General features: G+C 60.4%; 17 protein-coding genes. 10 read left to right on the forward strand and 7 right to left on the reverse strand.

All coding sequences use genetic code 11. The features are described 5' to 3' along the window. Positions 1 to 74 precede the first annotated feature (74 nt). A complete protein-coding gene (locus tag KDX37_RS15705; protein WP_231653600.1) occupies positions 75 to 2684 on the reverse strand; it encodes a dermonecrotic toxin domain-containing protein in 2610 nt (869 codons plus the stop codon). A gap of 244 nt (positions 2685 to 2928) precedes the next feature. On the opposite strand from KDX37_RS15705, the gene KDX37_RS15710 reads away from it, so the two are divergent. The 3 genes from KDX37_RS15710 to selO are packed head-to-tail and all read left to right on the forward strand — an operon-like array spanning position 2929 to position 9608. Next, positions 2929 to 4671, forward strand: a complete 1743-nt coding sequence (locus KDX37_RS15710; RefSeq protein WP_231653601.1) for a potassium/proton antiporter — start codon at positions 2929 to 2931, stop codon at positions 4669 to 4671. 38 nt (positions 4672 to 4709) lie between these two features. Then, positions 4710 to 8096: a mechanosensitive channel MscK gene (gene mscK, locus KDX37_RS15715; RefSeq protein ID WP_231653602.1), complete on the forward strand. Its 3387-nt coding sequence runs from the start codon at positions 4710 to 4712 to the stop codon at positions 8094 to 8096. Between the two features lie 48 nt (positions 8097 to 8144). Further along, positions 8145 to 9608, forward strand: a complete 1464-nt coding sequence (gene selO, locus KDX37_RS15720; protein WP_231653603.1) for a protein adenylyltransferase SelO — start codon at positions 8145 to 8147, stop codon at positions 9606 to 9608. 47 nt (positions 9609 to 9655) lie between these two features. Here the strand turns inward: selO and KDX37_RS15725 are convergent, their stop codons facing one another. The 6 genes from KDX37_RS15725 to pilG all read right to left on the reverse strand — a co-directional run bounded on the left by KDX37_RS15725 (position 9656) and on the right by pilG (position 19634). Further along, positions 9656 to 10129, reverse strand: coding sequence for a chemotaxis protein CheW (locus KDX37_RS15725; RefSeq protein ID WP_231653604.1), 474 nt, complete (start codon positions 10127 to 10129; stop codon positions 9656 to 9658). Further along, on the reverse strand, positions 10122 to 16091 hold the full coding sequence (locus tag KDX37_RS15730; protein ID WP_231653605.1) for an Hpt domain-containing protein: 5970 nt from the start codon (positions 16089 to 16091) through the stop codon (positions 10122 to 10124). Before KDX37_RS15730 ends, KDX37_RS15725 begins: the two co-directional genes overlap by 8 nt. Positions 16092 to 16138: 47 nt before the next feature. Further along, entirely contained in the window at positions 16139 to 18181 is a 2043-nt protein-coding gene (locus KDX37_RS15735) for a methyl-accepting chemotaxis protein (protein ID WP_231653606.1), read from the reverse strand. A 77-nt stretch (positions 18182 to 18258) separates the two neighbouring features. Next, a complete protein-coding gene (locus tag KDX37_RS15740) occupies positions 18259 to 18798 on the reverse strand; it encodes a chemotaxis protein CheW (protein WP_231653607.1) in 540 nt (179 codons plus the stop codon). A 14-nt stretch (positions 18799 to 18812) separates the two neighbouring features. Then, a complete protein-coding gene (pilH, locus tag KDX37_RS15745; RefSeq protein WP_002551739.1) occupies positions 18813 to 19178 on the reverse strand; it encodes a twitching motility response regulator PilH in 366 nt (121 codons plus the stop codon). A gap of 45 nt (positions 19179 to 19223) precedes the next feature. Next, positions 19224 to 19634, reverse strand: coding sequence for a twitching motility response regulator PilG (pilG, locus tag KDX37_RS15750; protein ID WP_231653608.1), 411 nt, complete (start codon positions 19632 to 19634; stop codon positions 19224 to 19226). A 244-nt stretch (positions 19635 to 19878) separates the two neighbouring features. Here pilG and gshB point away from each other — a divergent pair, with 244 nt between their 5' ends. The 7 genes from gshB to KDX37_RS15785 all read left to right on the forward strand — a co-directional run bounded on the left by gshB (position 19879) and on the right by KDX37_RS15785 (position 25976). Next, the gene (gene gshB / locus KDX37_RS15755) at positions 19879 to 20838 is read left to right on the forward strand and encodes a glutathione synthase (protein WP_231653609.1); all 960 of its coding nucleotides are present in this window, start codon (positions 19879 to 19881) and stop codon (positions 20836 to 20838) included. A 255-nt stretch (positions 20839 to 21093) separates the two neighbouring features. After that, positions 21094 to 21996 (forward strand): energy transducer TonB, encoded by a 903-nt coding sequence (locus tag KDX37_RS15760; protein ID WP_231653610.1) that lies wholly within the window; start codon positions 21094 to 21096, stop codon positions 21994 to 21996. A gap of 75 nt (positions 21997 to 22071) precedes the next feature. Further along, positions 22072 to 22641 carry a YqgE/AlgH family protein gene (locus KDX37_RS15765; protein WP_231653611.1) on the forward strand — a complete coding sequence of 190 codons (570 nt, stop codon included), beginning with the start codon at positions 22072 to 22074 and terminating at the stop codon, positions 22639 to 22641. Then, entirely contained in the window at positions 22641 to 23081 is a 441-nt protein-coding gene (ruvX, locus tag KDX37_RS15770; RefSeq protein ID WP_231653612.1) for a Holliday junction resolvase RuvX, read from the forward strand. The genes KDX37_RS15765 and ruvX overlap by 1 nt, the downstream gene beginning before the upstream one ends. Positions 23082 to 23178: 97 nt before the next feature. Then, positions 23179 to 23691: a bifunctional pyr operon transcriptional regulator/uracil phosphoribosyltransferase PyrR gene (pyrR, locus tag KDX37_RS15775; protein WP_231653613.1), complete on the forward strand. Its 513-nt coding sequence runs from the start codon at positions 23179 to 23181 to the stop codon at positions 23689 to 23691. Between the two features lie 12 nt (positions 23692 to 23703). Further along, positions 23704 to 24708 (forward strand): aspartate carbamoyltransferase catalytic subunit, encoded by a 1005-nt coding sequence (locus KDX37_RS15780; RefSeq protein ID WP_231653614.1) that lies wholly within the window; start codon positions 23704 to 23706, stop codon positions 24706 to 24708. After that, the gene (locus KDX37_RS15785) at positions 24705 to 25976 is read left to right on the forward strand and encodes a dihydroorotase (RefSeq protein ID WP_231653615.1); all 1272 of its coding nucleotides are present in this window, start codon (positions 24705 to 24707) and stop codon (positions 25974 to 25976) included. Before KDX37_RS15780 ends, KDX37_RS15785 begins: the two co-directional genes overlap by 4 nt. Positions 25977 to 26016: the final 40 nt, after the last annotated feature.

The raw sequence follows: 26016 nt of genomic DNA on the forward strand, positions 1-26016 counted from the left end.
GGATGAAGTCACGCACAGTAAGCAATCGACAGCGACAGGCTGCGGTAGCTATTACAATTCCATGCTCGAAATCTTCATGACTGACGCCTCGATACGTCCGGAAAGAAAACGTCGACGAGAGGCCTGCCAGACGCGCCTAACCGTGTGGCGTAGCCCTCACGGCTGAATGGCTCACCGGTGCGCATTTCCAGAAGCTTTCGTCCTGCAACGGGTGCGGGAATTTCCGAGATCCGTACCCTCATGAATCGATAGAAAGCGCCCTGTACCTCATCCAGTTGATCGACTCGAAAGTAACACCCTGGCAAAAAGAGGGTTTCGGCTTCTCCGGGGCTTGAAGAGAACGGCGCGATCGGCGTTGCCTTCAGGTAATGCCTTGCCGGCAGCTCGAAGACTACCGAAGTATCGTCAAAGGTCAGTGGTGCGCTCACTGCGGCCGCATTGTTACCTGCCTGACTGCTGGCAAAGGTTCTGGCCTGGTAGGGGTTTTCGCTGAACGACGTAACGTCGGTATTGACCAGCACATCTCCGACGCTGACGTCCCCACTGCGGAAAAACAGCCCTGACGTACCTCGCTCGCCACTGCCGCCGCGATACAGTGTGACGTCATTGTTGAAGCCCAGCGTGCTGACATCCTCGACGAACCGCTTGATGTCCTCGACCTGTTCAGCGACCGTGGCCATACCTGGCTGTTCGCTGTACTCGAAGACCGTGCCGGTGCGCAGGTACTGGTTATAGATGGCGCCATCATCGGTGTAGAGGCGGATGCTCTGAGCATGGAACATTGCCTCGTTGGTTTTGAATACACGATGCTTTGCGCCCCACGGGTCGATGTGCACATCTTCACCTTCGGCGTCAGTCGTCACTTCCTCTCCCGGCTCCATCCGGAAGATATCCATGACCGCCTCCTGCCGTGCAATCGCGGCCTCGGCAACGCTTTTTTCGTCATAGACGTTGATCAGCATGTAGTGATCCCAGAAGGCGGAACCTGTGACGCCATGCGATGACGAGGATGACTGCACTGTGGCGTGCAGCGGTGTGTCCAGTGGCGCACCGCCAGTCAGGCCGGACCTTGCGAGTTGTCGCCAATTGCCGTGCTCGTCCAGAGCAACGGCCGGCCCGGAAGCGAATGCAAAGGGATTCTGCGGGTCAATCACCTGCCAGCGCTGCAGCGACTCGTTGAACCGCACGCGATAAAACAGTCCGTCCAGCTGTATCCATGTTTCCCCGTTGGCGAGCTGATGGATACCCCGCAGCCTTCCGGTGCTCTCGGTTGTCGCGCTTGCTTCAAGTGACACCTGGTTGCCATTCCAGTTGGACAGATCTTCTACCGGCGGCACCTGATGCGTAAAAGAGCCATGCCCTGACGAGGTGATCACCCGCCTGCCAGCACGCATCGGTCCGGCCAGAAGGGGCAGATTGAACGCCACATAGACGGCATTGCATATCGAGCCCAGCACACCTGCCCTGCGCTGCGCCGCCGTCCTGCCGGTGAATGCCTGGTCGAGGTTCAGGCCGAGATTGAAGGTACCGGCACCGACCACCGCCAGCGCAACCGGCCAGCCCAGTAGCGCGAGATTACCCGCGACCTGCAGAAAGGCATTGAGGTATCCCATCCAGATTCGCTTGCGCAGTTCGACATTGCTCGTCAACAGGACATGCGCATCAGCCCTCATGTCCTCTCTGGCGGCATCGCGCAAATGATCGAACGCATCACCCGGCACGGTTTCCCCGACCTGATTGATAAGCCCCTGACCCGTTTCCCAGTCATGGGCGAGCATCGTATCAACGCACCGGTCAAGTTCGGTGACGCGCGCCTGCTCGGCGGATGAGCGCAGGAAGTGCCTGCATATCTCGCTTCGCATATGGGCTGACGACAAGCGCGTCTTGAGCCAGTCAAACAACTCGCGCGGCGCGGAAAAAAGCTGAAACGGTCGGCTGTCACCTGGCACGTAAAGGATCTGCTGCCCGTGCTCGCCGACGATTCTCAGAATGTCCCTTGCCTTGATACCGCCGATATCCAGCCAGTGAATCGATGCCTTTACGGAGCGCTGTGTGGGACCTTGAAGAACGCTCAACGTTGGCGTATCGCTCTCGTGCCCCAGAATCACACCGGTCAGCAGCTCAAAGTCCGAGGATGAAATCTGCTTGTCACGAAGAGCACGCCCCGCTGCCGCCAGATACTCGGTTTTGGCCAACACACAAAATGTTTTTTCATTAAGGCGCCAGAAGTCTTCGATCTTGCGCTGATAAACCGCACTGAAATCCAATGCCCAAAAATCCCTCAGCACGTCTTGAGCGAGCAACGGTACTTCATTGGTCTCGTTGAACAACCCGTGACCGGCGTCCACGGTATAGAAGCCGCTGTACGACGAAAGCTCGTAACTGGCTACCTGATCCTGTGGACTGAAGCGGCGGACCACCAGCTCGACCAGGGTCATCGTCTCTACTGGCCGGCCTGCGTGCTCCCAGCCGGTGAATGTACGCGGGCTGCTGACAGCATTGCTGAACCGATGCCAGTAAACGATAGAAGGGTCGAGACGCCTGCCAGTGCGCCTGAAGAGGATGTCGTGCGCTGTGCGCCACGCCATTCTGTGCAGGTCCGGATAGTTGCTGACGTAATCGTGGGCCTTTTTGCGGAGTTGCTGCTGGTCATCGTTTTGTCGCGGGGTCGTTACAGAAGTCATGGCTTCCTGATCCTCAAGAATGGAAACCACACCTGATCAGACCTGCCTCAACCATCAGCGGTAGATATTCATGAAATGTAAGCTGCGTGCAGGCCAATGCCGAGCGCAAAGCACCTGTGCCAGGCTTTATTGGGCAAAACTTTGACAGCCAACCAATTCAACAGGTTAAATCGCTTGGCACGCGGACTGCATGGTCAGTTTTCGCCCTCATTGTTTTTCACCCGTTTTCTATGGAGTACCGCCCTTGGATGCCACCACCATCAACAGCCTGTTCCTGATCGGCGCGTTGCTGGTAGCGGCAAGCATCCTGGTCAGTTCTCTTTCCTCGCGCCTCGGCATCCCGATTCTGGTCATCATCCTTGCGGTGGGCATGGTTGCGGGCGTTGACGGTGGCGGGATCATCTTCGACAACTACGCAACCGCCTATCTGGTCGGCAACCTGGCATTGGCGGTCATCCTGCTCGACGGCGGGCTGCGAACGCGGGTCGCCAGTTTCCGCGTCGCACTCTGGCCCGCGTTGTCGCTGGCCACAGTCGGAGTCCTGATTACCACGGTGCTGACCGGCATGGTCGCGGCCTGGCTGTTCAACCTGAATATGATTCAGGGCCTGCTGATCGGTGCAATCGTCGGCTCGACAGACGCAGCAGCGGTGTTCTCGCTGCTGGGCGGCAAAGGCCTGAACGAGCGGGTGACGGCCAGCCTGGAAATCGAATCCGGCAGCAACGACCCCATGGCGGTGTTCCTCACGGTGACGCTGATCGGCATGCTCGCCAGCGGCCAGACCGGCCTGCACTGGGGCCTGCTGGGGCATCTGATTCAGGAGTTCGGGATCGGCGGTTTCATTGGTCTCGGTGGTGGCTGGATCATGTTGCAGCTGGTCAACCGCATCAATCTGGCCGCTGGCCTGTACCCGATTCTGGTCATCGCTGGCGGTCTGGCGATCTTTGCCCTGACCAACGCCATCCATGGCAGCGGCTTTCTGGCGGTTTACCTGTGCGGGCTGGTACTGGGTAACCGACCGATCCGCAGTCGCCACGGCATCCTGCACATGCTCGACGGCATGGCCTGGCTGGCGCAGATCGGCATGTTTCTGGTGCTGGGCCTGCTGGTCACGCCACACGACCTGCTGCCGATCGCCATTCCTGCACTGGGCTTGGCGCTGTGGATGATCCTGGTGGCACGTCCATTGTCGGTAATGGTTGGCCTGTTGCCCTTCAAGGCGTTCCACGGTCGCGAAAAAGCTTTCATCGCCTGGGTTGGCCTGCGCGGCGCGGTGCCGATCATCCTTGCGGTTTTCCCGCTGATGGCTGGCCTTCCTAATGCGCAGCTGTACTTCAACCTCGCGTTCTTCATCGTCCTGGTCTCGCTGCTGCTGCAAGGCACCAGCCTGCCGTGGATGGCCAAACTGCTGAAAGTGACGGTACCACCGGACCCTGCGCCTATTTCCCGCGCGGCGCTTGAAGTGCATGTCACCAGTGAGTGGGAGCTGTTCGTTTACCGCCTGGGTGCCGAGAAATGGTGCATCGGTGCCGCGCTGCGCGAGCTGAAAATGCCGGAAGGCACACGGATCGCGGCCCTGTTTCGCGGCCAGCAATTGCTTCACCCGTCCGGCAGTACAACGCTGGAAGTGGGCGACCTGCTGTGTGTAATCGGCCATGAACACGACCTTTCAGCACTGGGCAAGCTGTTCAGCCAGGCGCCGCAACGTGGTCTGGACCTGCGTTTCTTCGGCGATTTCGTCCTCGAAGGCGACGCACAACTCGGTGCGGTGGCGGCCTTGTATGGCCTGAAACTCGACGGTCTCGACCCCGGGATGCCGCTCAGTCAGTTCATCGTGCAGAAGAACCGTGGCGAGCCGGTTGTCGGTGACCAGATCGAATGGAATGGAACTATTTGGACAGTTGCCGTTATGGACGGGAACAAGATCCAGAAAGTCGGCGTCAAATTCCCCGAAGGAAGCCGCCCGGGTCCCGGTCTGTTCCTTTAAACTGCCTCCCCACACGTCCTGCCATGCGACCGGTGTCTATGTTTTCCCTGCGTTCCTTTTGTGCTGCCACAGTGTTTGCGCTTTGCCTTTCCTCGTTTCCTGCATTGGCCGCCGACCCGCCGAGCAGCGAATCCGTGCAGCAAAGTCTGGACAAGATTGCCGACCGAAAACTGCCCGACGCCGATCAAAAGGCCTTGCAGCAGGTGCTTGAGCAAACCCTGGCGTTTCTGGCCAGCAAGCAGGACAGCGAACAGAAGCTGACCGCCCTCAAGCAACAGCTCAACCAGGCGCCCAGGCAAACCACCGACAACCAGCGTGAACTGGCCAGACTGAAAGAAATCAAGGTCGTGCCGGTCGCGCAACGTTATGGTGGGCTGGACGTTCCGCAACTGGAACAGATCCTCAGCCAGCGCAGCACTCAGCAGAGTGACCTGCAGAAAGAGCTGAACGATGCCAATAGCCTGAGCATCACAGCACAGACCCGGCCGGAACGCGCGCAGGCGGAAATCAGCGCCAATCAAACGCGAATCCAGCAGATCAACGCGCTGCTCAAACTGGGCAAGGACAACGGAAAGACCCTCAACGCCGACCAGCGCAACCTGCTCAACGCCGAGCTGGCCTCGATCAATGCGTTGAGCCTGCTGCGACGTCAGGAGCTGGCCGGCAACAGCCAGTTACAGGACCTTGGCAACAGCCAGCATGACCTGCTGACCGAGAAAGTGGCGCGTCAGGAGCAGGAGATTCAGGACCTGCAAACACTGATCAACGACAAGCGCCGCGCCCAGTCCCAGAAAACCGTGGCCGAGCTGTCGCTGGAAGCCCAGAAGTCGGGCGGCAGCAGCCTGCTGGCCACCGAAAGCGCGGCCAACCTGCAATTGTCCGACTATCTGTTGCGAGGCACGGACCGGCTCAATGAGCTTACCCAGCAAAACCTCAAGACCAAGCAGCAACTGGACAACCTGACCCAGACCGACCAGGCGTTGAGCGAACAGATCACCGTCCTGAGCGGCAGCCTGCTGCTGTCCAAGATCCTCTACAAACAGAAGCAGTCGCTGCCCCATCTGGAACTGGACAAAGGCCTGGCCGACGAAATCGCCAACATCCGCCTGTACCAGTTCGAGATCAACCAGCAACGCGAACAGATGAGCACGCCGACAGCCTATGTTGACAAGTTGCTTGCCACCCAGACGCCTGAAAACATCACGCCCCAGCTGCGTCGCACACTGCTCGATCTGGCAATCACTCGCAGCGACCTGCTGGAACGCCTGAACCGCGAGCTGAGCGCCCTGCTTAACGAATCCATCACGCTGCAACTGAACCAGAAGCAACTGGCAAGCACCGCCCTTGGCCTGCGCACGACGCTGGACGAGCAGATGTTCTGGATACCCAGCAACAAGCCGCTGGACATGGAGTGGTTCCAGAACATCTGGCCGCGCCTGCAAAAACAGGTGGCCACCCTACCCTGGACATCCAGCCTCAGCGAGCTGTCGGACGGCCTGACCCATCGGCCTCTGCTGTTCCTGCCGTTGCTGTTGCTGATCGGTGTGCTGACCTGGAGACGTAAAGCGCTGTATGTGAAGCTCAATCGCTTGCATTCGGACATCGGCCACTTCAAGCGCGACAGTCAGTGGAAGACACCGCAGGCGTTGCTGATCAATGTCCTGCTGGCCATGCCGGTCGCGTTGGGGCTGGCGCTGTGCGGTTACGCCTTGCAGATTGATGCACGGGGTCAGAACGCGAACCTGGGCGAGGCCCTGTTGCAGATTGGTCTGGCCTGGCTGGTGTTCTACACCGCTTACCGCGTACTCGCACCCGCAGGCGTGGCACAACTGCATTTCCGCTGGGAAACGGCTCAGGTCGAGTTCCTGCAGGGTTGGGTGCGCCGGCTGGGGCTGGTGGTATTGGCGCTGGTGGCCGTCGTGGCCGTGGCTGAACATCAGCCCGCCGCGCTCGCCGACGATGTGCTGGGGATTGGCGTGGTGCTGGCCTGCTATGCATTGATGGCGTGGCTGTTGAGTCGCCTGCTGCTCGCCAGCCCGACGCATCACAACGCTTCGCTGTTCCGCAAGGCAGTGGGCGTAGCCTTTACTGCGCTGCCCATCGCGTTGTTCGTGGCAGTCTGCTTCGGTTATTACTACACCGCGCTCAAACTCAGCGATCGGCTGATCGACACCCTTTACCTGTTGATGCTCTGGCTGGTGGTCGAGGCGACCTTCGTCCGCGGTCTGGGTGTCGCTGCACGCCGACTGGCTTACCAGCGAGCACTGGCCAAACGTCAGGCGGCACGGGACAACGGCGACAGCGACGTGCCTGTCGAAGAACCGAAACTGGACATCGAACAGGTCAACCAGCAGTCGTTGCGACTGATCCGACTGGCATTGCTGGGTGGCTTCATCGGCGCCTTGTACCTGGTCTGGGCTGACCTGATCACGGTGTTCGCGTATCTGGACAACATCACGCTGTACGAATACACCAGCGGCACCGGCGCCAACATGAGCATGGTGCCGATCAGTCTCGGCGATTTCATTGGTGCCGGGGTGATCATCGCCATCACGTTCGTGCTGGCGGGTAACCTGCCCGGTCTGCTGGAAGTGCTGGTGCTGTCACGCTTGAATCTGGCGCAAGGCAGCGCCTACGCCACGACCACGCTGCTGTCCTACGCTATCGCCGGTATCGGCTTTGTCACGACGCTTTCGACCCTGGGCGTGAGTTGGGACAAGCTGCAATGGCTGGTAGCCGCCCTGTCGCTGGGTATCGGATTCGGCATGCAGGAGATTTTCGCCAACTTCATCTCCGGCATCATGATCCTGTTCGAGCGACCGGTACGGATTGGCGACACCATCACCATCGGCAACCTGTCGGGTACGGTCAGCAAGATCCGGATTCGTGCCACGACCATTACCGACTTCGACCGCAAGGACATCATCGTCCCGAACAAGACGTTCATCACCGGCCAGCTCATCAACTGGTCGCTGACCGACACGATCACTCGAGTGACCCTGAAACTGGGCGTGGATTACGGCTCGGACCTGGATCTGGTGCGTGAACTCCTGCTGCAAGCAGCCCGGGAAAACCCCCGAGTCCTTAAAGAGCCGGAGCCGATTGTCTACTTCCTGAACTTCGGCGAAAGCACCCTGGACCACGAACTGCGCATGCACGTACGTGATCTGGGCGACCGCAACCCGGTGCTCGACGAAATCAACCGCTTTATCAACCGTGAGTTCAAGAAGCAGAAGATCAACATCTCGTTCCGACAGATGGAGATCTACCTCAAGAACACGCAGGGCATGGAATACAAGATGGTGCCCGTCGAGCCAACCGGCAGGACCATGGTCTCGGACCAACACCAAACGCCGCCGGTCAACACCAAAGTGGCACCCGCCACCAAGGACGCGCCAGAACCGCCTGAACTGAGGCTCGACTGACAGGGTCAACCCCAGCAGAATGTCTTCAATTTCTGCTGGAGAAGGCCTGTGAAAGCCCTCGACGAACTCGTATTCGATAACCGCTTCGCCCGTCTGGGCGATGCGTTCTCTACCTCGGTACTGCCCGAGCCCATTGCCGAACCGCGCCTGGTAGTCGCCAGCAAGGCTGCGCTGAGCCTGCTGGATCTGTCTCCCGAGCAGGCCGACCTGCCGTTATTCGCCGAAATCTTCAGCGGCCACAAGTTGTGGGCCGAGGCCGAGCCTCGCGCCATGGTTTATTCCGGCCATCAGTTTGGCTCGTATAACCCCCGGCTGGGTGACGGGCGTGGTCTGTTGCTGGGCGAAGTGTATAACCAGGCGGGTGAGCACTGGGACCTGCACCTCAAGGGCGCGGGGCAAACACCCTACTCGCGAATGGGCGATGGGCGCGCGGTGTTGCGTTCCTCGATTCGCGAGTTTCTGGCGTCCGAAGCGCTGCATGCGCTGGGCATCCCCAGCAGCCGCGCTGCCTGTGTGGTCGACTCAAGCACGCCGGTCTGGCGTGAAACCCAGGAAAGTGCCGCGATGGTGCTGCGTCTCGCCCAAAGCCATGTGCGCTTCGGCAGCCTGGAATACTTCTATTACACCAAGCAACCGGAGCAGCTGAAACAGTTGGCCGAACACGTGCTGAGCCTGCATTACCCGCACTGTCAGGAACAGCCCGAGCCTTATCTGGCGATGTTCCGGGAAATCGTCGAACGCAATGCCGAGCTGATCGCCAAATGGCAGGCTTACGGCTTCTGCCACGGTGTGATGAACACCGACAACATGTCGATTCTGGGTATCACCTTCGACTTCGGCCCGTTCGCCTTTCTCGATGACTTCGACCAGCACTTCATCTGCAACCACTCCGATCACGAAGGCCGTTACTCCTTCAGTAATCAGGTGCCCATTGCTCAGTGGAACCTCAGCGCACTGGCCCAGGCCCTGACACCGTTCGTCAGTGTCGAGGCGCTGCGCGAAACCATCGGGTTGTTCCTGCCGTTGTATCAGGCGCATTACCTGGACCTGATGCGTCGCCGACTCGGCCTGACCCAGGCCGAGGACGAGGACGACACGCTGATAAGCCAGCTGCTGCAACTGATGCAGAACAGCGGCGTGGACTACACGCTGTTCTTCCGTCGCCTGGGCGATCAGTCAGCCGCCGAAGCCTTGGCGAAGCTGCGCGATGATTTTGTCGACATCAAAGGCTTCGACCGTTGGGCCGACGACTATCTGGCCCGAATTGCACGTGAAGCCAGCAGCACTGATCAGGAGCGCCAGACGCGCATGCACGCGGTCAACCCGCTTTACATCTTGCGCAACTATCTTGCGCAGAATGCGATTCAGGCCGCCGAGCAGGGAGATTACGAAGAGGTGCGCCGCCTGCACGAAGTGCTCTGTAACCCGTTTACCGAGCAGGCTGGAATGTCGGGCTATGCGCAGCGTCCACCGGATTGGGGCAAGCATCTGGAGATCAGCTGCTCGTCCTGATCATTGCTCAATCATACGTTGCGCCTTGCCCAAGGCGCATCGCATTGCTATCGGCCAAGCCCTGAATCCACCAGCCATTGCTCGAGTCCTTGCAGGTCTGGAATACGCGCAACAGTTTCGCCGACCTGCACGGCGGCCAGTTCAAGTTCTGCGAGAGGGACGTCGACATAGCTGAGCTGGCTGTCGACCTTGCACGAGCGAGGAATACCCTGGGTCAGCATTGCGATGAATTTGAGATCGGCGCGCTCGCCCAGCGCGTTGAGCACCACGATCCGCGCCCGGCCACCGACACGCGTGCGACCGCCGCATGCCGCCTCGAAACTCAGTAGCGGCAGGGTCAGATCGCGCCATTTGATCGGCCCAAGGTACCACTCGGGTGCGCCGGGTTCTGCGCTGCAATCCTGATAATCGATCAGCTCTGCCACAGCCACGTTGGGCAGCAGCAAATGACGGTCGCTCAAGGGCAGGATCAGACCGGTCAAGCTGGTCAGGCGACTGGTCTGGAACGAGCTTTCAGACATTGACCTGGCTCCAGTGGGCGATGCTTTCAAGCAATACGTTCTCTTGATACGGCTTGCTCAGGTATTCGTTCACGCCGACGGCCATGGCCCGGTCGCGATGCTTTTGGCCTGAACGAGAGGTGATCATGATGATCGGCAGGTCCTTGAGCGCTTCGTCACGGCGTATGTGGCTGGCCACTTCAAAGCCGTCCATGCGCGGCATCTCGATATCCAGCAACATGATGTCGGGGGTGTGTTCCTGAAGCAGGCTCATGGCATCGACCCCGTCCTTGGCCGTCAGGACATGCATGCCATGACGTTCCAGCAAACGACTGGTGACCTTGCGTACGGTCACCGAATCATCCACCACCATGACCAGCAGCGGCCGGGCCTGCTCGAACTCGACATAAGGCGTCGCTGTGGCGCCCTTGAACGGCAGGCCCTGCAGGCGTCCTTGCAGAACTCGAATCTGCGCCATCAGGTCGAGAATCAGCACCACCCGCCCGTCACCCAGAATGGTCGCACCGGAAATACCCTGCACGCGGGCGAATTGCGCACCGAGATTCTTGACCACGATTTCTCGCGAACCAGCCAGCGCATCGACCTGCACCGCCACCCATTGATCCTGCAAGTGCAAGAGCAATACCGGCAATGGCTGCAATTGCCCCATCAGCCGTGGCTGGCCATTGCCAAGCAGCTCTCCCAGATAACGCAACTCGTAGCTGCGCCCGCCGTATTGATAGCGCGCGGGGCTGGTCTGGTAACACGCATCCAGCTCGTTGGGCATGACCCGCACGATACCGTCGACGGTGTTGAGCGGTACCGCGTACTGCTCCTCGCCGCACGTGACCATCAACGCCCGGTTGACCGAGACCGAAAAGGGCAGCCGAATCCTGAAACGCGTGCCCTTTCCCGGCACTGAGTCGATGACCATCGAGCCGCCCAGTTGCTTGACCTCGGCGTGCACCACGTCCATGCCCACACCACGCCCGGATATCTGGGTGATGATCTCGGTCGTTGAGAAACCGGCCTGCAGGATGAACGGCAGGACTTCGTGATCGGAAAGCTCGGCGTCCGGATGGATCATGCCGCGCTTGATCGCCTTGCGCCGGACGGCGGCCAGATCAACGCCCGAGCCGTCATCGCTCAGTTCGATGACGATATCGCCGCCTTCATGCATCAGTTCCAGGTTGATGTTGCCCTGTTCCGGCTTGCCGATGGCGAGGCGCTTTTCGGTGCTTTCCAGCCCGTGATCGACTGCGTTGCGCAGCATGTGCTCCAGCGGCGCAACCATGCGCTCCAGCACACTGCGGTCCATTTCTCCGTCGGCATTGGCGACTTCGAAGTGCACCTTCTTGTTCAGCTCGGTTGCCACTTGCCGCACCACACGACGCAAACGCGGCACAAGGCGCTCGAACGGCACCATGCGCGTACGCATCAGGCCTTCCTGCAACTCGGTGTTGACCCGTGCCTGCTGCGCCAGCAGGGTTTCTGCATCGCGCGAGCGGGTGCCGAGGGTTTCCTTGAGGTCCATCAGGTCTGATGCGGACTCGAACAACGCACGCGAAAGCTGTTGCAGCTGGGAGTGGCGGTCCATTTCCAGCGGGTCGAATTCTTCATAGCCCAGACGCTCGGCCTGCACCTGCTCGCGACTCAGGATGCGACCCTGTGTCTCGATGTCCAGACGACGCAGTTGATCGCGCATCCGCTCGATGGTGGTTTCCATTTCCGCCAGCGTGACCTGGGAATCCAACAGTTCCTGCTCGATACGCCCACGAAAAATCGACGTCTCGCCTGCCAGATTGACCAGGCTTTCCAGCTGTTCGGCAGGCACCTTGACCATTTCCGGCCCACTGCGCTCGGTGTCGGCGTCAGCCACAGGCGCCACCACTGGCGCGGGTTGCGACGGCTCTGCGACGGCTACTGGCAAGCGTGGCTCGGGTTCGAGACTCGCCAGCTTCTGGATGTTTTCAATCAGCAGGGTTGCATCAGGCAACGGCTTGTCGGTGCGCACCGCGTCCAGCATGTCGGCCAGTACGTCATGTCCGCTTTGCAGAAGACTCATCATCACCGGGCCGTGATGCATATCGCCGGTGGAAATGCCTTCGTAGAGCGCTTCCAGCTCATGCGCCAGATCACCGATGGGGGCGATTTCGACCATGCGTGCGCCACCCTTCAGGGTGTGCAGGTCGCGCAGCAGATTGTCGACTTCCAACAGATTCTGCGGATCCGCCTGCCAACGGATCAACGCCGCGCCAGAGCTTTCGATGATGTCGAAGCCTTCCTCAAGGAAAATCTCCAACAACTCGGTATCGCGCTCCGGCACTTCCTCCGCGCGCTCGGCAGGCAGAGCATGCACAGGCTCGACGGCATCGACACTGCGACACTGAATCAGCGCCTCAATAAGAGATGTCGGATCACTGAGTAGTTCGTGGCGGTAAAGCTGTTCCAGCATGACAGCCAGATGATCGTGACTCTTGAGCAGCAGCTCAGCCAGCTCCGGCGAGTGACTGAAACGTCGATCGATCAGGCCTTCGTAAAGATTCTCCAGCTCGTGCGCGAGGTCACCCACTTCGGCGATTTCTGCCATGCGCGCGCCGCCCTTGAGCGTATGCAGGTCGCGTTGCAACGATGACAGCGGCAGCGGATTTTCCTGGTCGTCGAGCCAGCGCTGCAAGGCCTGCCCGGCACTGTCGAGAATATCCACAGCCTCTTCGAGAAAGATCTCGACTATCTCGTCATCCAGCGCGGCCGCGTCGGCGTGCACCTTCTGTTCGGCTATTTGCCGGGTAGCGGCATCAAGCTCGGTAACGCTCAGGGTCTGATTGCCATCGCGCTTGACGAGCCCGGTGGCCGAAGGGTCCAACGCCTGATCCAGCAACTCGTTCAAGGCCCTGACGCATTCCGGGCGAGGGTCGACATCCTGGCCTGCGGCAACCTGATCGAGCATGTTGATCAGCGCCTCATGAGCACGCTCGGCCTCGTCGAAGAAACGCTCGCTGACCGCCAGACTGCTTTCTTCGACTGCACCATACAGATCAAGCAGCGCCTCGCACAACTCATCGACCTGCGGCAGCTCGGCCATGTGCGCACCATGGCCCAGCGTGGTCAGCTCATCCAGCAGCGCGCTCAGTTCCTGCCGCTCGCCGGGGTGCTGACGCCAGCGGCGCAACAGGTTCTCGGCGTCCAGCACGATGTCCATGCCTTCGGCCAGAAAGCTGGCGATCAACTGTGGATTGCGTTTGATGCGTAACCCGTTGTCCGACTCGCGCAGCACTGCAGCCAGTCGTTCGTCGAGCAACGAATACGCCGCATCGATCAGCTCGCGAGCCCCCGGTATCGGCGCCAGCGGCGCATGATCCAGTTGCTCAAGACCCTTGTGCAGCAGCGGCTCGGCACTGCGCAACAGATCAAGCTCGGCGGAGCCGATGGCAATCAGGTTGGCCTTGTATTCGCGTACCATTTGGTCCAGCGGGCTGGCAAGTTCGGCAATCGGCAATACGCCAGCCATGTGCGCGCTGCCCTTGAGCGTGTGCAGGGCGCGCAGCACGCTGTCACTGATCGACGGCGAGGCCGATTGCTCGGCAGTGTCGAGAAAGCGGCCCAGGGTGCCCAGATGCCCGAGCGCTTCCTGACGAAAAATGTCCAGTAACTGCGGATCCAGTGCCTCAGGTTCGGCAACGGCGACGGGCGTGCCCAGCAGCGGAACCTCGACACCGTTGGCCAAGGCATGGGCACGAGCGGCCAACAGGTCCACGTCATCACGCTGACGCTGTGCATCGTCGGCAAAATCACGGATCACCAGCGGCAGCAAGGCCAGCGCTTCATGCATCAGCTGTTGCACGTAGGGGCCAGGTAGAACGTCGCCTTCGAGCACACGGTTGAGCAGGTTTTCCACCGACCAGGCCAGCTCACTCAGAACCAGCGCCCGAACCATCCGCCCGCTGCCCTTGAGGGTGTGGAACGCACGGCGCACTTCGATCAACGCTGCGCTGTTCCAGTGATCGACCTGATTCAGCGACGCGAACCACCTCGGCAGGTACTCACGCAGGGCGTCCAGTACCTCGTCGGTTTCTTCCAGGAAGACTTCACGCAGTTCTTCGTCCACAGCAGCTTCGTCGGCCGGAGGCGGCAACAAGCTGGCGGGAACGTTGCGGGCGGGCGGGTTGACAGCCGACACCGGGCTGGCAAGCACCTGGGCGATGGTCTGCGTCGGGCTGACCAGCGCCTTGCGGTCATCGAGCGCCAACAGTTCGTCCTGAGTGATGACTTCTTCGAGCAGCGGCACTTCCAGTGTATCCGGGACGGGCGTATAGCCCAGGCGCGCCAGGCTTTGCTGCGCCATGTCCAGAATCTGATCACCTGGAGCCTCATGGTCCTCGCCCATCCGCTCCAGATAGTACTCGACGGCGGTAATAGTGTCGGCCAGGGAGTCCAGTTGCACCCAGTCAGGGCGCGTCCGGCCCACCAACAGCTGTTCCTGGATGTATTCGTTGCAGGCGGCCAGAAGGCTGGCAGCCCTGGCCAGCGGTATCATCGCCAGCGCCCCACGCACCTGTACCAGCAACGCGCACACCGGATCGATCCGCTGTTGGTCCCAGTCGCCATGCAGACCTTCAAGGATGACGTCCTTGGCCTGCTGCAACACGATGCGGGCTTCGCGAATCACCAACTGATGAATCTGGGTCAGGTCGGTGGTCGGCAAACGGCTTTCTTCGCGACTGTCCTGCTCGGTGTTACCGGCCATGCCGGCCAGGGTCGATTCGACGTACAACAGCGCACCCGCAACATCCATCAGCGCAGCGTCAGTGGGTTCGCGCTGCCCTTGGGCGAGGCCTTGCACCACTGACAACTGATCAATGATCACCTTGCGCGGCTGACCGAAGCCGAGGACCGCCAGGGTGTCGGCGATCTGGCGCAGCGGTGGCAGCAGTGCATTAAGCTCGCTGACGTGCTGGCGGTCGCCGCGTACGAAGACGTCCAGGCGCTCCTTGACCCGCACCAGCCCTTCGCACAAGGCGACGATGACCGAACGCATGGCATCGCGGTCCGGCCCGGCCATACGGGCGCGCTCTTCATTGACCACGTCGTTGCCGGGCAACGCGTCGTCCAGCGCGTACTGGTCCTTGAGGTCCAGCATACGTGGGGCATGGCTGTCTGACTTGGCGATATAGAACAGCAGGCTTTTCAGCAACTCTTCGGGCGCAGGCTGGTTGATGCCGCGCACGCCCTGCTCTGCCAGCCGCTTGAGTTCCTTGTCGGCGTCTTTCAACAGGCTGCGCAGCGCGGGACTGTTGGTGAAATTGCCGTTGAGCATGGTCTCTACCAACGCCGAGGCGATTCGCCAGAGCGGCCCAAGCGGCGCGTCCTCACACAGCTGCTCCAGCCGGGCGAAGACTTTGGCCATAAAGCCCAACTGCGTCTGCACGCCCTGTTCACGCATCAGGCCCGCCAAGGCAGCCTGCAAAGTCTGACGCATTTTGCGCAGCAGGTTCGGCAGTTCTGGCGTGTTGCGCAGGGCGAGCTCTTCTTCGCTGAGCGCCGGCACGCTGACCAGTTGTGGCGCAAACAGGCTGGTTTCCGATAACAGGCTTTCACCGCGTGCGCTGCGCAAGTCATTGAGCAGCGGCAGCACCACCAAGGGCAGGTCGCGGCGCGCCGAGTGAATACGCTCCAGATAAAGTGGCAACTGGGTCATGGCCTGGGCCAAAAGCTGCTCGGACTCGACCTGGTGACTGACGCGGTTCTGTTGCACCGCCAGCACCAACTGCTCAATTTCTTCAGCCAGCAACGCAGCGCCATAAAACTCGATCATTTGCAGGCTGCCGTGGACCTGATGCACCAGGTTCAGGCACTCGGCCATCGCCGCCGTATTGGCGGAGTCCTCAATGTACTCATCAAGTGCCAGACGTGCCTGCCTGAGCGTCTCGGCAATTTCGCCCTTGAGCCACTCCAGCGCCACGTAATCGTGACGATCAGCCATGACGGCCACCGCCTTTTACACGGTCCACACTGCTCATTTTTTGAACATCATCCGATTTTCTTCGAGGACGGCAAGGTGAAACCGGAGACCGAACGACGCATCTCGCTGGCCATTTTCGCCAGGTTGCCAATGCTCTCGGCGGTGGCCGACGTGCCCGAGGTCGTTTGCGAGGTGGTTTGCTGAATCACTGTCATGGTCTGAGAGATCTGCCCGGCAGACTCGGCCTGCTGGCGAGCCGCATCGGTGATACTTTCGATCAGTTCGGCCAGCACCCTGGACACCCCCTCGATTTCTTCCAGAGCAACACCGGCATCCTGCGCCAGCCGTGCGCCGCGCACGACTTCACTGGTGGTCTGCTCCATGGAGATGACCGCTTCGTTGGTATCGTTCTGGATAGCCCGCACCAGAGTCTCGATCTGCTTGGTGGCGGACGATGAACGCTCGGCCAGGCGCTGAACCTCGTCAGCCACCACCGCAAAGCCGCGTCCGGCGTCACCTGCCATAGACGCCTGAATGGCGGCATTGAGTGCGAGAATGTTGGTTTGGTCAGCAATATCGTCGATCAGGCTGACAATATCGCCAATTTCCTGCGAGGACTCGCCCAAGCGCTTGATGCGTTTGGACGTGTCCTGAATCTGCTCGCGGATGTTGTCCATGCCATGAATGGTGTTGTGCACCACTTCGTTGCCCTTGTTGGCGATGGTCACCGAGCGCTCTGCCACCGCCGAGGACTCGGACGCGTTGGCCGAGACCTGATCGATGGACGCTGCCATGTCATTGATCGCTGTCGACGCCGCACTGATCTGCAAGGCCTGATGCTCGGAGGCTGCCGACAACTGCATGGCAGTGGCCTGGGTTTCGGTGACCGCCGACGCAACCTGTTCGGCCGTCAGGTTGATGGTCACGACCAGCTCACGCAGCTGGTCGATGGAGTAATTGATCGAGTCGGCAATCGCGCCGGTGAAGTCCTCGGTGACCGACGCAGCCACCGTCAGGTCGCCGTCCGCCAGATTTTCGATCTCGTCCAGCAGGCGCATGATCGCGGTCTGGTTACGTTCGCTTTTCTGGGCGGTTTCGCGTAACTGGCGGTTGGTTTCGCGCACCATCACCAGACCGATCAGGATGATCGACATCAAGGCCAACAGCCCCAGCACGTAACCGCCAACGGTGTTGACGGTACGGCGGTTGGCAAGGTTTTCCAGGCTGCTGGCCAACACGGATGTCTCGTCCAGCAAGGTTTGCGAGGTGTTGAAGATGTTGCCGGACGCTTCACGCACCCGGTACAGCTCGGGCGACGTTTCGAGAATTTCGTCCACAGAACCCGAGACAAACTCGAACAGCTCGGCAATTTCTGCCAGTCGCGCCCGCGCATCGCGGTCCTCGACCTGCGCAATACGCATGGTCGCGTTGCCTTCCAGCATGCCATTGAGCACTCGACCAAACTGACTGGCATCGCGGCCGAACGCATCAGCGGCCTGCACAGCGGTCTCGTCCCCGGCCAACACTGTGTTGACCGAACCGAGAATGCGCTCTGCGAGCAATGCCTGCCGCTGGGCAACCACAACCTGGCCGGCAGGTGCGCGGCTCTGCAGCAGGATTTCGACGACTTTTTCGTACTCGGCCTGCAACTGCGGGATGGTTTCAGCCAGGGTGGCAGCCACCTGATGCAGCGACAGCACGGTCTGCTCGCTGGCGAGGATCACATCAGTGTTCTTGCGCAGCGCCTCCCAGTCATTCTGGACGTTGCGCAGTTCGTTGCGGATGGAGTCTGGTGCCGCAGGCAGGCTGGTCGCAGTATCACCTTTTCGGAGGTAACCCCAACGCAGATCGAAATCGTTGCGCGCATCGGCCAGCAGCTTGAACGCCTGGGGCTTGCCTGCCGCCGCTTCGGTCGCGTTCTTGGCGATTCGCTGGGACAGCACGCGCAATTCACCGGCATGCCCGATGTACTGCTTGTCGTAATTCGACTGAGTATTCAGGTAAGCGAAGTTGGCAAACAGCAACATGATGAAGACGATAAGCGCGACGAACAGCAGAATGATCTGCGTGCGGCTTTGTGCGCCTTCCAATGACTTGCCTGTATTACTCATTAATCAGGCCCCCGCCTGGACCAACTGCGATTCGTGAAACACAACAGGCCGCTCGCTGCCGGCAAGACCCCGCCACCCTAGAGCACCACATCCATGAAGTCCGAAGACTGCACCAGAGCCCACGGGCTGAATACCTGCCAGACCTGCTCGCGAATGAACTGACCGCGCAGGAAAGGCACCAGACGCTGATCGGCGACGTCTTGCGCCTCGGGCATCAGGCTCAACTGACTGAAATGTTGCATGCCGAAGACTTCATCGACCAGCAGGCCGGAGAAGCTGTCCTGATGCTCCACCACGAGAACACGTCGTTGTTTGCGCGAAGGCGACAGTTCATGACCGAAAAAAGCGCACAGGTCGATGAGTGGCAGCAGCCTGCCGCGCAAGTTGGCGACGCCAGCCACCCAAGGTTTTACGCCAGGCATGACCGCATGGCGAGGCTCATGCAGAATCTCGGCAATTTCGCCGATAGGCGCTACAAAACGCTGCTCACCCATCCGAAAACCAATACCGCCCCAATCCTGATGATGGGTTTCCTGCAACGGCAGGCCAGCGGCCAGCAAGCGGCACCGTCGGTCGATGTCCAGCAGCATCTCAAAAGCGGTACGTGGCTCGGCCATGAGTTATCCGGCAATCAGCCGGCCAGCACCGCGTTCAGGGTTTTCATCAGGGTTTCTTCATCGACCGGTTTGGTCAGATAATCCCGAGCGCCCTGGCGCTTGCCCCAGACCTTGTCGGTTTCCTGGTCCTTGGTGGTGATCATGATCACCGGGATCATGTTCGTGTCAGCGTCCTTGGTCAGTTGGCGCGTAGCCTGAAAGCCGTTAAGGCCTGGCATCACGATGTCCATCAGCACGGCGTCGGGCTTTTCCTGACGGGCAAGCGCCACGCCATCGGCGCCATTCTCGGCCTTGAGCACCTCGTGGCCGTGCTTCTCCAGCATGCCCGTGAGTTTGTACATTTCAGTCGGCGAATCATCGACGATCAATATTCTAGCCATGGTGTTCCCCGTCAGGTGGCAAGCGCGAGTCAGTCAGCGCCGGCATCACGATGTATGTTGTTCTACTGCAACGAAGCCCGGCACATGGGCCTTGATCGCGCTGAGCAGCTCTTCCTTGCTGAAGGGCTTGGTCAAAAACTGATCAGAACCGACGATCCGCCCCTTCGCCTTGTCGAACAGTCCGTCCTTGGAGGACAGCATGATGACCGGCGTGGACTTGAACGCTCGATTGTTTTTGATCAGCGCACATGTCTGATAGCCATCCAGACGCGGCATCATGATATCGACGAATATGATTCGTGGGTGGTTATCGGCAATCTTGGCCAGCGCGTCGAAACCATCTATTGCGGTGATGACTTCACACCCTGCGTTTATCAGCAGGGTTTCGGCGGTGCGGCGAATGGTCTTAGAGTCATCGATGATCATGACTTTCAGGGCTGTGGCGTGTTGTTCCATGTCTGCTCTTCCATCGCCGCAGCGAATTTTTGCGTGTTCTGCAAAGCACTGGGAGCCTGATGGTATGGCTTCACTGATGCCGGGGGATACCGGACCGGATGCCGAGCCTTTTTAGCACACTCTCCAGACGCAATCCATAAAGTACACCCTAGCGCGCCTGCCCCTTGACCGGGAGCAATCAGAGCGCCACCCTGACGCCAATTTCACGGCCACAATGGCCCTTATCGATCAGAGGATATTGCCCATGAGCGTTCGCCTAGGGATTGTCATGGACCCCATTGAGCGCATCTCCTATAAAAAGGATAGCTCGCTGGCCATGCTCCTTGCCGCACAGGAACGAGGCTGGTCGCTGTTCTATATGGAACAGAAGGACCTTTACCAGAACGCGGGCCAGGCCCGCGCCCGCATGAAGCCGCTGAAAGTCTTTGCCGACCCGGCCAAATGGTTCGAATTCGAAGCTGAAGTGGACGCAGGCCTGGACGATCTGGACGTGATCCTGATGCGCAAGGACCCGCCCTTCGACATGGAATTCGTCTACGCCACTTATTTGCTGGAGCAGGCCGAGCGTGCAGGTGTACTGGTGGTCAACAAGCCGCAGAGCTTGCGTGACTGCAATGAAAAACTGTTTGCCACACTGTTCCCGCAATGCACACCGCCAACGCTGGTCAGCCGTCGTGCCGACATCCTGCGCGAATTCGCCGAGCAGCACGGTGACGTGATCCTCAAGCCGCTGGATGGCATGGGCGGCGCGTCGATCTTCCGCCATCGTGCAGGCGACCCGAACCTCTCTGTGATCCTCGAAACCCTGACCGCTCATGGCACCCAGCAGATCATGGCGCAAGGCTATTTGCCGGCGATCAAGGATGGCGACAAACGCATCCTGATGGTCGATGGCGAGCCTGTTCCGTATTGCCTGGCGCGTATCCCGGCCGCAGGCGAAACCCGTGGCAACCTGGCCGCAGGAGGCCGTGGCGAAGCGCGTCCGCTGAGCGACAAGGACCGCTGGATCGCCGAGCAGATCGGCCCTACCCTGCGTGAAAAAGGCCTGCTGTTCGTGGGTCTGGATGTGATCGGGGAGCACCTGACCGAAATCAACGTCACCAGCCCGACCTGCATCCGCGAAATCGACAACGCCTACGGCACCAATATCGGCGGCCTGTTGATGGATGCCATCGAGAAGAAACTGCAGGCGCGCAAGGCCTGATTGCTGGCGCTTGGCTGACAAGCGCCTTCGTCAGCAAGCTGACTCCCACTGGGTACACATGACTTTCAAGTGAAATGCGTACCCGTGGGCGCGAGCTTGCTCGAAGGCTGCGTGGGAGACGCTGAATATTTTGCGGAGGTACACGCTCCCTTCGTCAGGTCTGCTGCAAAGCCGGACCGCACATTGCGTTATCATGCGCCACCTGTGACACGACACGGATTTTGACATGCAGGCTGACGAGATGCTGAACCGCTGATGACATCCATGGCCAGAAACGACCTCCCCCTCGAACTCTCAAGCGTGGGTGTGCGTCCTGTCGATCGCCTGGGCTTTACCATGATGATCGCTGCGCTGATTCACCTCGCGGTGATCCTTGGCGTAGGTTTTACCTACGTCAAGCCGGAGCAGATTTCGCAAACCCTGGAAATCACCCTCGCCACGTTCAAAAGCGAAGAAAAACCCAAGCAGGCGGATTTCCTCGCCCAGGATGATCAGCAGGGCAGCGGCACGCTGGACAAGGCGCAAACGCTGAAGACGACTGAAATCGCGCCGTATCAGGACACCAAGGTCAACAAGGTCACGCCGCCGCCCGCCAGCAAGCCGGTGGTCAAGCAGGAAGCACCCAAGACCGCAGTCGCCACCACCGCGCCCAGCCAACAGAAAACCGTCGCCAAGCGCGAAGAGGTCAAGCCCGAGCCCACCGCTAAGGCGGCGCCTACGTTCGACAGCTCCGAGCTGAGCAATGAAATCGCCAGTCTTGAAGCTGAACTGTCGGCCGAGCAGCAGTTGTACGCCAAGCGTCCGAAGATTCACCGCCTCAATGCCGCCTCGACCATGCGTGACAAGGGTGCCTGGTACAAGGACGACTGGCGCAAAAAGGTCGAGCGGGTCGGCAACCTGAACTACCCTGAAGAAGCACGCCGCAAGCAGATCTACGGAAATCTGCGGTTGCTGGTGTCGATCAACCGGGACGGTTCGCTGTTCGAAGTGCTGGTGCTGGAGTCCTCGGGCCAGCCCCTGCTGGATCAGGCGGCTCAGCGCATCGTACGTCTGGCCGCACCATTTGCACCGTTCACGGGGGATCTGGCGGACATCGACCGTCTTGAAATAATCCGCACCTGGAAATTCGCCCGCGGCGACAAACTGTCGAGTAACTGATTTTTTCGTCAGCGTGTCGACTGTGCCTGTACGAGACAGTTGTCAGGCAGGCGGCGCAACGCCACACTAGGGCTCATGAAAAAAGTCACTCCGAGTTATCTAAAGCATCAGTTCTTGATCGCCATGCCTCACATGCACGATGAGAACTTCGCTCAGACCTTGACCTACGTTGTCGAGCACAACGCCAATGGCGCCATGGGACTGGTCATCAACCGCCCGCAAAGCCTGACACTGGCCGATGTGCTCGAACAACTGCGACCGGAGCTTGCGCCTCCTGTTCGCTGCCAGCACATTCCCATTCATTCGGGCGGCCCGGTGCAGACCGATCGCGGCTTCGTGCTGCATCCCAGCGGCCAGGTGTTCCAGGCGACCGTGGATCTGGGCGGTATTTCCCTGTCCACCTCCCAGGATGTGTTGTTCTCCATCGCTGACGGCTATGGCCCTGATCAAAATGTGATCACCCTGGGTTATGCCGGCTGGGATGCTGGTCAACTGGATGCCGAAATGGCGGCCAATGCCTGGCTGACGTGCTCGTTTGACCCGGCCATTCTGTTCGATATCGACAGCGAACAGCGCCTCGACGCTGCAGCCGCACGGCTGGGCATCAACCTCAACCTTCTTTCGACCCAAGCAGGACACGCCTGATGGCTGCATTACGCCTGCTTCTGGGGTTTGATTACGGCACCAAACAGATCGGCGTTGCGGTCGGCCAGGCGATTACCGGCCAGGCCCGCGAACTGTGCACCCTCAAGGCCCAGAACGGCGTACCGGACTGGGACAAGGTGCAGGCGCTGATCACTGAATGGAAACCCGACGCCATCGTGGTCGGCCTGCCACTGAACATGGACGGCACGCCCAGCGACATGAGCGCGCGCGCCGAGAAGTTCTCGCGCAAGCTCAATGGCCGGTTCGGCGTCGCGGTCTACACCCATGACGAACGGCTGACCACCTTCGAAGCCAAGGGCGAGCGCATGGCCCGTGGCGGTCAGAAAGGCAGCTATCGGGATAACCCGGTGGACGCCATTGCCGCCGCGCTGCTGTTGCAAGGCTGGCTGGACGAAAACGCGGCCCTGTTGAACGTGTGACTTTGCTGGCCCGTACCGCTTCGAGATAACCGGATTTCACGTTTTCGCTTGAGCAACGCCCCAATGCGCGCGACGCACAAGCCCTCAAGGAGCAACCATGAGCCTGCCCAATCCCGCCGACCTGATTCGTCAGATGGCCACCGATCTCAACGCTCACCTGAGCAAGCGCGGCATCAATGCCCCCCGTTTCATCGGCATTCGCACCGGTGGCGTATGGGTCGCTCAGGCGCTGCTCAAGGCGCTGGACAACCCGTCGCCGCTGGGCACGCTGGACGTATCCTTCTACCGGGACGACTTCAGCCAGAACGGTCTGCACCCTCAGGTACGCCCGTCGGAGCTGCCGTTCGAGATCGAAGGCCAGCACCTGGTGCTGATCGATGACGTGTTGATGAGCGGCCGCACCATTCGCGCAGCACTCAACGAACTGTTCGACTACGGTCGTCCGGCCAGCGTGACCCTGGTCTGCCTGCTGGACCTGGACGCTGGCGAGTTGCCGATCCGGCCCAATGTGGTCGGAGCGACCCTGTCGCTGGACCCGTCGGAACGCATCAAATTGTCTGGCCCCGAGCCGCTTGCGCTTGAACTTCAAGACCTTTCCACCGCCCTCTAAGAGTCCTTTGCGATGACGCCTCTCGACGCCAAGCGCCCGCTGCAGCTCAACCATCAGGGCCAGTTGCGCCATTTTCTGTCTCTGGACGGCTTGCCCCGCGAGCTGCTCACCGAAATCCTCGACACCGCGGACTCCTTTCTGGAAGTCGGCGCCCGGGCGGTGAAAAAAGTCCCGCTGTTGCGCGGCAAGACGGTGTGCAACGTGTTCTTCGAAAACTCGACGCGCACCCGCACGACATTCGAGCTGGCGGCCCAGCGCCTGTCAGCCGACGTGATCACATTGAATGTCTCGACGTCGTCTACCAGCAAGGGTGAAACGCTGTTCGACACCCTGCGCAACCTTGAAGCCATGGCCGCCGACATGTTTGTGGTGCGCCATGCCGATTCGGGCGCAGCGCACTTCATCGCCGAACACGTGTGCCCGGACGTCGCGATCATCAATGGCGGTGACGGCCGTCACGCCCACCCGACCCAGGGCATGCTCGATATGCTGACGATCCGCCAACACAAGGGCGGTTTCGAAAATCTCTCCGTGGCCATCGTTGGCGACATCCTGCACTCGCGCGTGGCGCGTTCCAATATGCTGGCACTCAAGGCACTGGGCTGCCCGGACATCCGCGTGATCGGCCCGAAAACCCTGTTGCCGGTCGGTATCGAACAGTACGGCGTCAAGGTCTACACCGACCTCAACGAAGGCCTGAAGGATGTCGATGTGGTGATCATGCTGCGTCTGCAGCGCGAGCGGATGACTGGCGGCCTGCTGCCCAGCGAAGGCGAGTTCTACCGCCTGTTCGGCCTGACGACAGCGCGCCTGGCGGGCGCAAAACCGGATGCGATTGTCATGCACCCCGGCCCGATCAATCGCGGCGTGGAAATCGAGTCGGCAGTGGCCGACGGAGCTCATTCGGTGATTCTCAATCAAGTGACCTACGGCATCGCAGTACGCATGGCGGTGCTCTCCATGGCCATGAGCGGACAAACCGCACAACGACAATTCGAGCAGGAGAACGCCCAGTGAAGCTCAGCATTCTCGGCGCTCGCGTCATCGACCCGGTCAGCGGGCTGGATCAAGTCACCGACCTGCACATCGAAGCGTGCAAAGTGCTGGCCATCGGTGCGGCACCTGCGGGTTTCGAACCGGCTCAAACCATTGACGCCGCTGGCCTTGTGGCTGCACCCGGCCTGGTCGACCTCAACGTTGCCCTGTGTGAACCGGGCTACAGCCGCAAAGGCAGCATCGCCAGCGAAACCCGCGCTGCCACCGCCGGCGGCGTGACCAGCCTGTGCTGCCCGCCGCGTACCAAACCGGTGCTCGACACCTCGGCGGTCGCCGAGCTGATTCTGGACCGCGCCCGCGAGGCCGGTTTCAGCAAGGTGTTCCCGGTTGGCGCGCTGAGCAAAGGCCTGGACGGCGAACAACTGGCAGAGCTGATCGCTTTGCGTGACGCAGGCTGTGTTGCGTTCGGCAACGGACTGAGCAGTTTCAGCAATACCCGCACACTGTGCCGGGCACTGGAATACGCGGCCACGTTCGACCTGACGGTGATTTTTAACTCTCAGGACCGTGACCTGGCCGAAGGCGGGCTGGCCCATGAAGGCCCGACTGCCAGCTTCCTCGGGCTGGCCGGCATTCCGGAAACCGCCGAGACCGTCGCCCTTGCCCGCGACCTGTTGCTGGTCGAGCAGAGCGGCGTGCGAGCACACTTCAGCCAGTTGACCAGCGCCCGCGGTGCAGCACTGATTGCCCAGGCTCAGGCTCGGGGTTTGCCGGTAACGGCGGACGTGGCGCTGTATCAGTTGATTCTGACGGACGAAGCACTGATCGACTTCTCAAGCCTGTATCACGTCCAGCCGCCGTTGCGCACTCGCGCTGACCGCGATGGCCTGCGTGAAGCCGTGAAATCCGGGGTGATCCAGGCCATTTCCAGCCATCACCAGCCACACGAGCGTGACGCCAAACTGGCGCCGTTTGGCGCGACAGAGCCTGGCATCAGCAGTGTGGAGCTGTTGTTGCCGCTGGCCATGACGCTGGTAGAGGACGGTCTGCTGGACCTGCCAACGTTGATTGCCCGCCTGAGCAGCGGCCCTGCTACAGCGCTGCGGCTGCCTGCCGGGAAGCTGAGCGCTGGCGCCCCGGCCGACATCGTCCTGTTTGATCCAACTGCGTCTACCGTGGCCGGGGAGACCTGGCTGTCGAAAGGTGAAAACTGCCCGTTCATTGGCCATTGTCTGCCAAGCGCGGTGCGTTACACGCTGGTGGATGGACGGATCAGCTACAGCCGTTGACTCCGCCAGCGGACAGAGCCCACATGTGTGGGCTCTGTCG

The organism is Pseudomonas californiensis (assembly GCF_021147775.1).
Taxonomy (GTDB): Bacteria; Pseudomonadota; Gammaproteobacteria; order Pseudomonadales; family Pseudomonadaceae; genus Aquipseudomonas; species Aquipseudomonas californiensis.

What these genes read in the sequence shown, in the direction of transcription:
- KDX37_RS15705 (WP_231653600.1), bottom strand. Translation starts at nt 2,684, where the DNA reads ATGACTTCTGTAACGACCCCGCGACAAAACGATGACCAGCAGCAACTC.
- KDX37_RS15735 (WP_231653606.1), bottom strand. Translation starts at nt 18,181, where the DNA reads ATGAGTAATACAGGCAAGTCATTGGAAGGCGCACAAAGCCGCACGCAG.
- mscK (WP_231653602.1), top strand. Translation starts at nt 4,710, where the DNA reads ATGTTTTCCCTGCGTTCCTTTTGTGCTGCCACAGTGTTTGCGCTTTGC.
- KDX37_RS15780 (WP_231653614.1), top strand. Translation starts at nt 23,704, where the DNA reads ATGACGCCTCTCGACGCCAAGCGCCCGCTGCAGCTCAACCATCAGGGC.
- KDX37_RS15740 (WP_231653607.1), bottom strand. Translation starts at nt 18,798, where the DNA reads ATGGCCGAGCCACGTACCGCTTTTGAGATGCTGCTGGACATCGACCGA.
- KDX37_RS15765 (WP_231653611.1), top strand. Translation starts at nt 22,072, where the DNA reads ATGAAAAAAGTCACTCCGAGTTATCTAAAGCATCAGTTCTTGATCGCC.
- KDX37_RS15725 (WP_231653604.1), bottom strand. Translation starts at nt 10,129, where the DNA reads ATGTCTGAAAGCTCGTTCCAGACCAGTCGCCTGACCAGCTTGACCGGT.
- ruvX (WP_231653612.1), top strand. Translation starts at nt 22,641, where the DNA reads ATGGCTGCATTACGCCTGCTTCTGGGGTTTGATTACGGCACCAAACAG.
- pilG (WP_231653608.1), bottom strand. Translation starts at nt 19,634, where the DNA reads ATGGAACAACACGCCACAGCCCTGAAAGTCATGATCATCGATGACTCT.
- KDX37_RS15760 (WP_231653610.1), top strand. Translation starts at nt 21,094, where the DNA reads ATGACATCCATGGCCAGAAACGACCTCCCCCTCGAACTCTCAAGCGTG.
- pyrR (WP_231653613.1), top strand. Translation starts at nt 23,179, where the DNA reads ATGAGCCTGCCCAATCCCGCCGACCTGATTCGTCAGATGGCCACCGAT.
- gshB (WP_231653609.1), top strand. Translation starts at nt 19,879, where the DNA reads ATGAGCGTTCGCCTAGGGATTGTCATGGACCCCATTGAGCGCATCTCC.
- pilH (WP_002551739.1), bottom strand. Translation starts at nt 19,178, where the DNA reads ATGGCTAGAATATTGATCGTCGATGATTCGCCGACTGAAATGTACAAA.
- KDX37_RS15730 (WP_231653605.1), bottom strand. Translation starts at nt 16,091, where the DNA reads ATGGCTGATCGTCACGATTACGTGGCGCTGGAGTGGCTCAAGGGCGAA.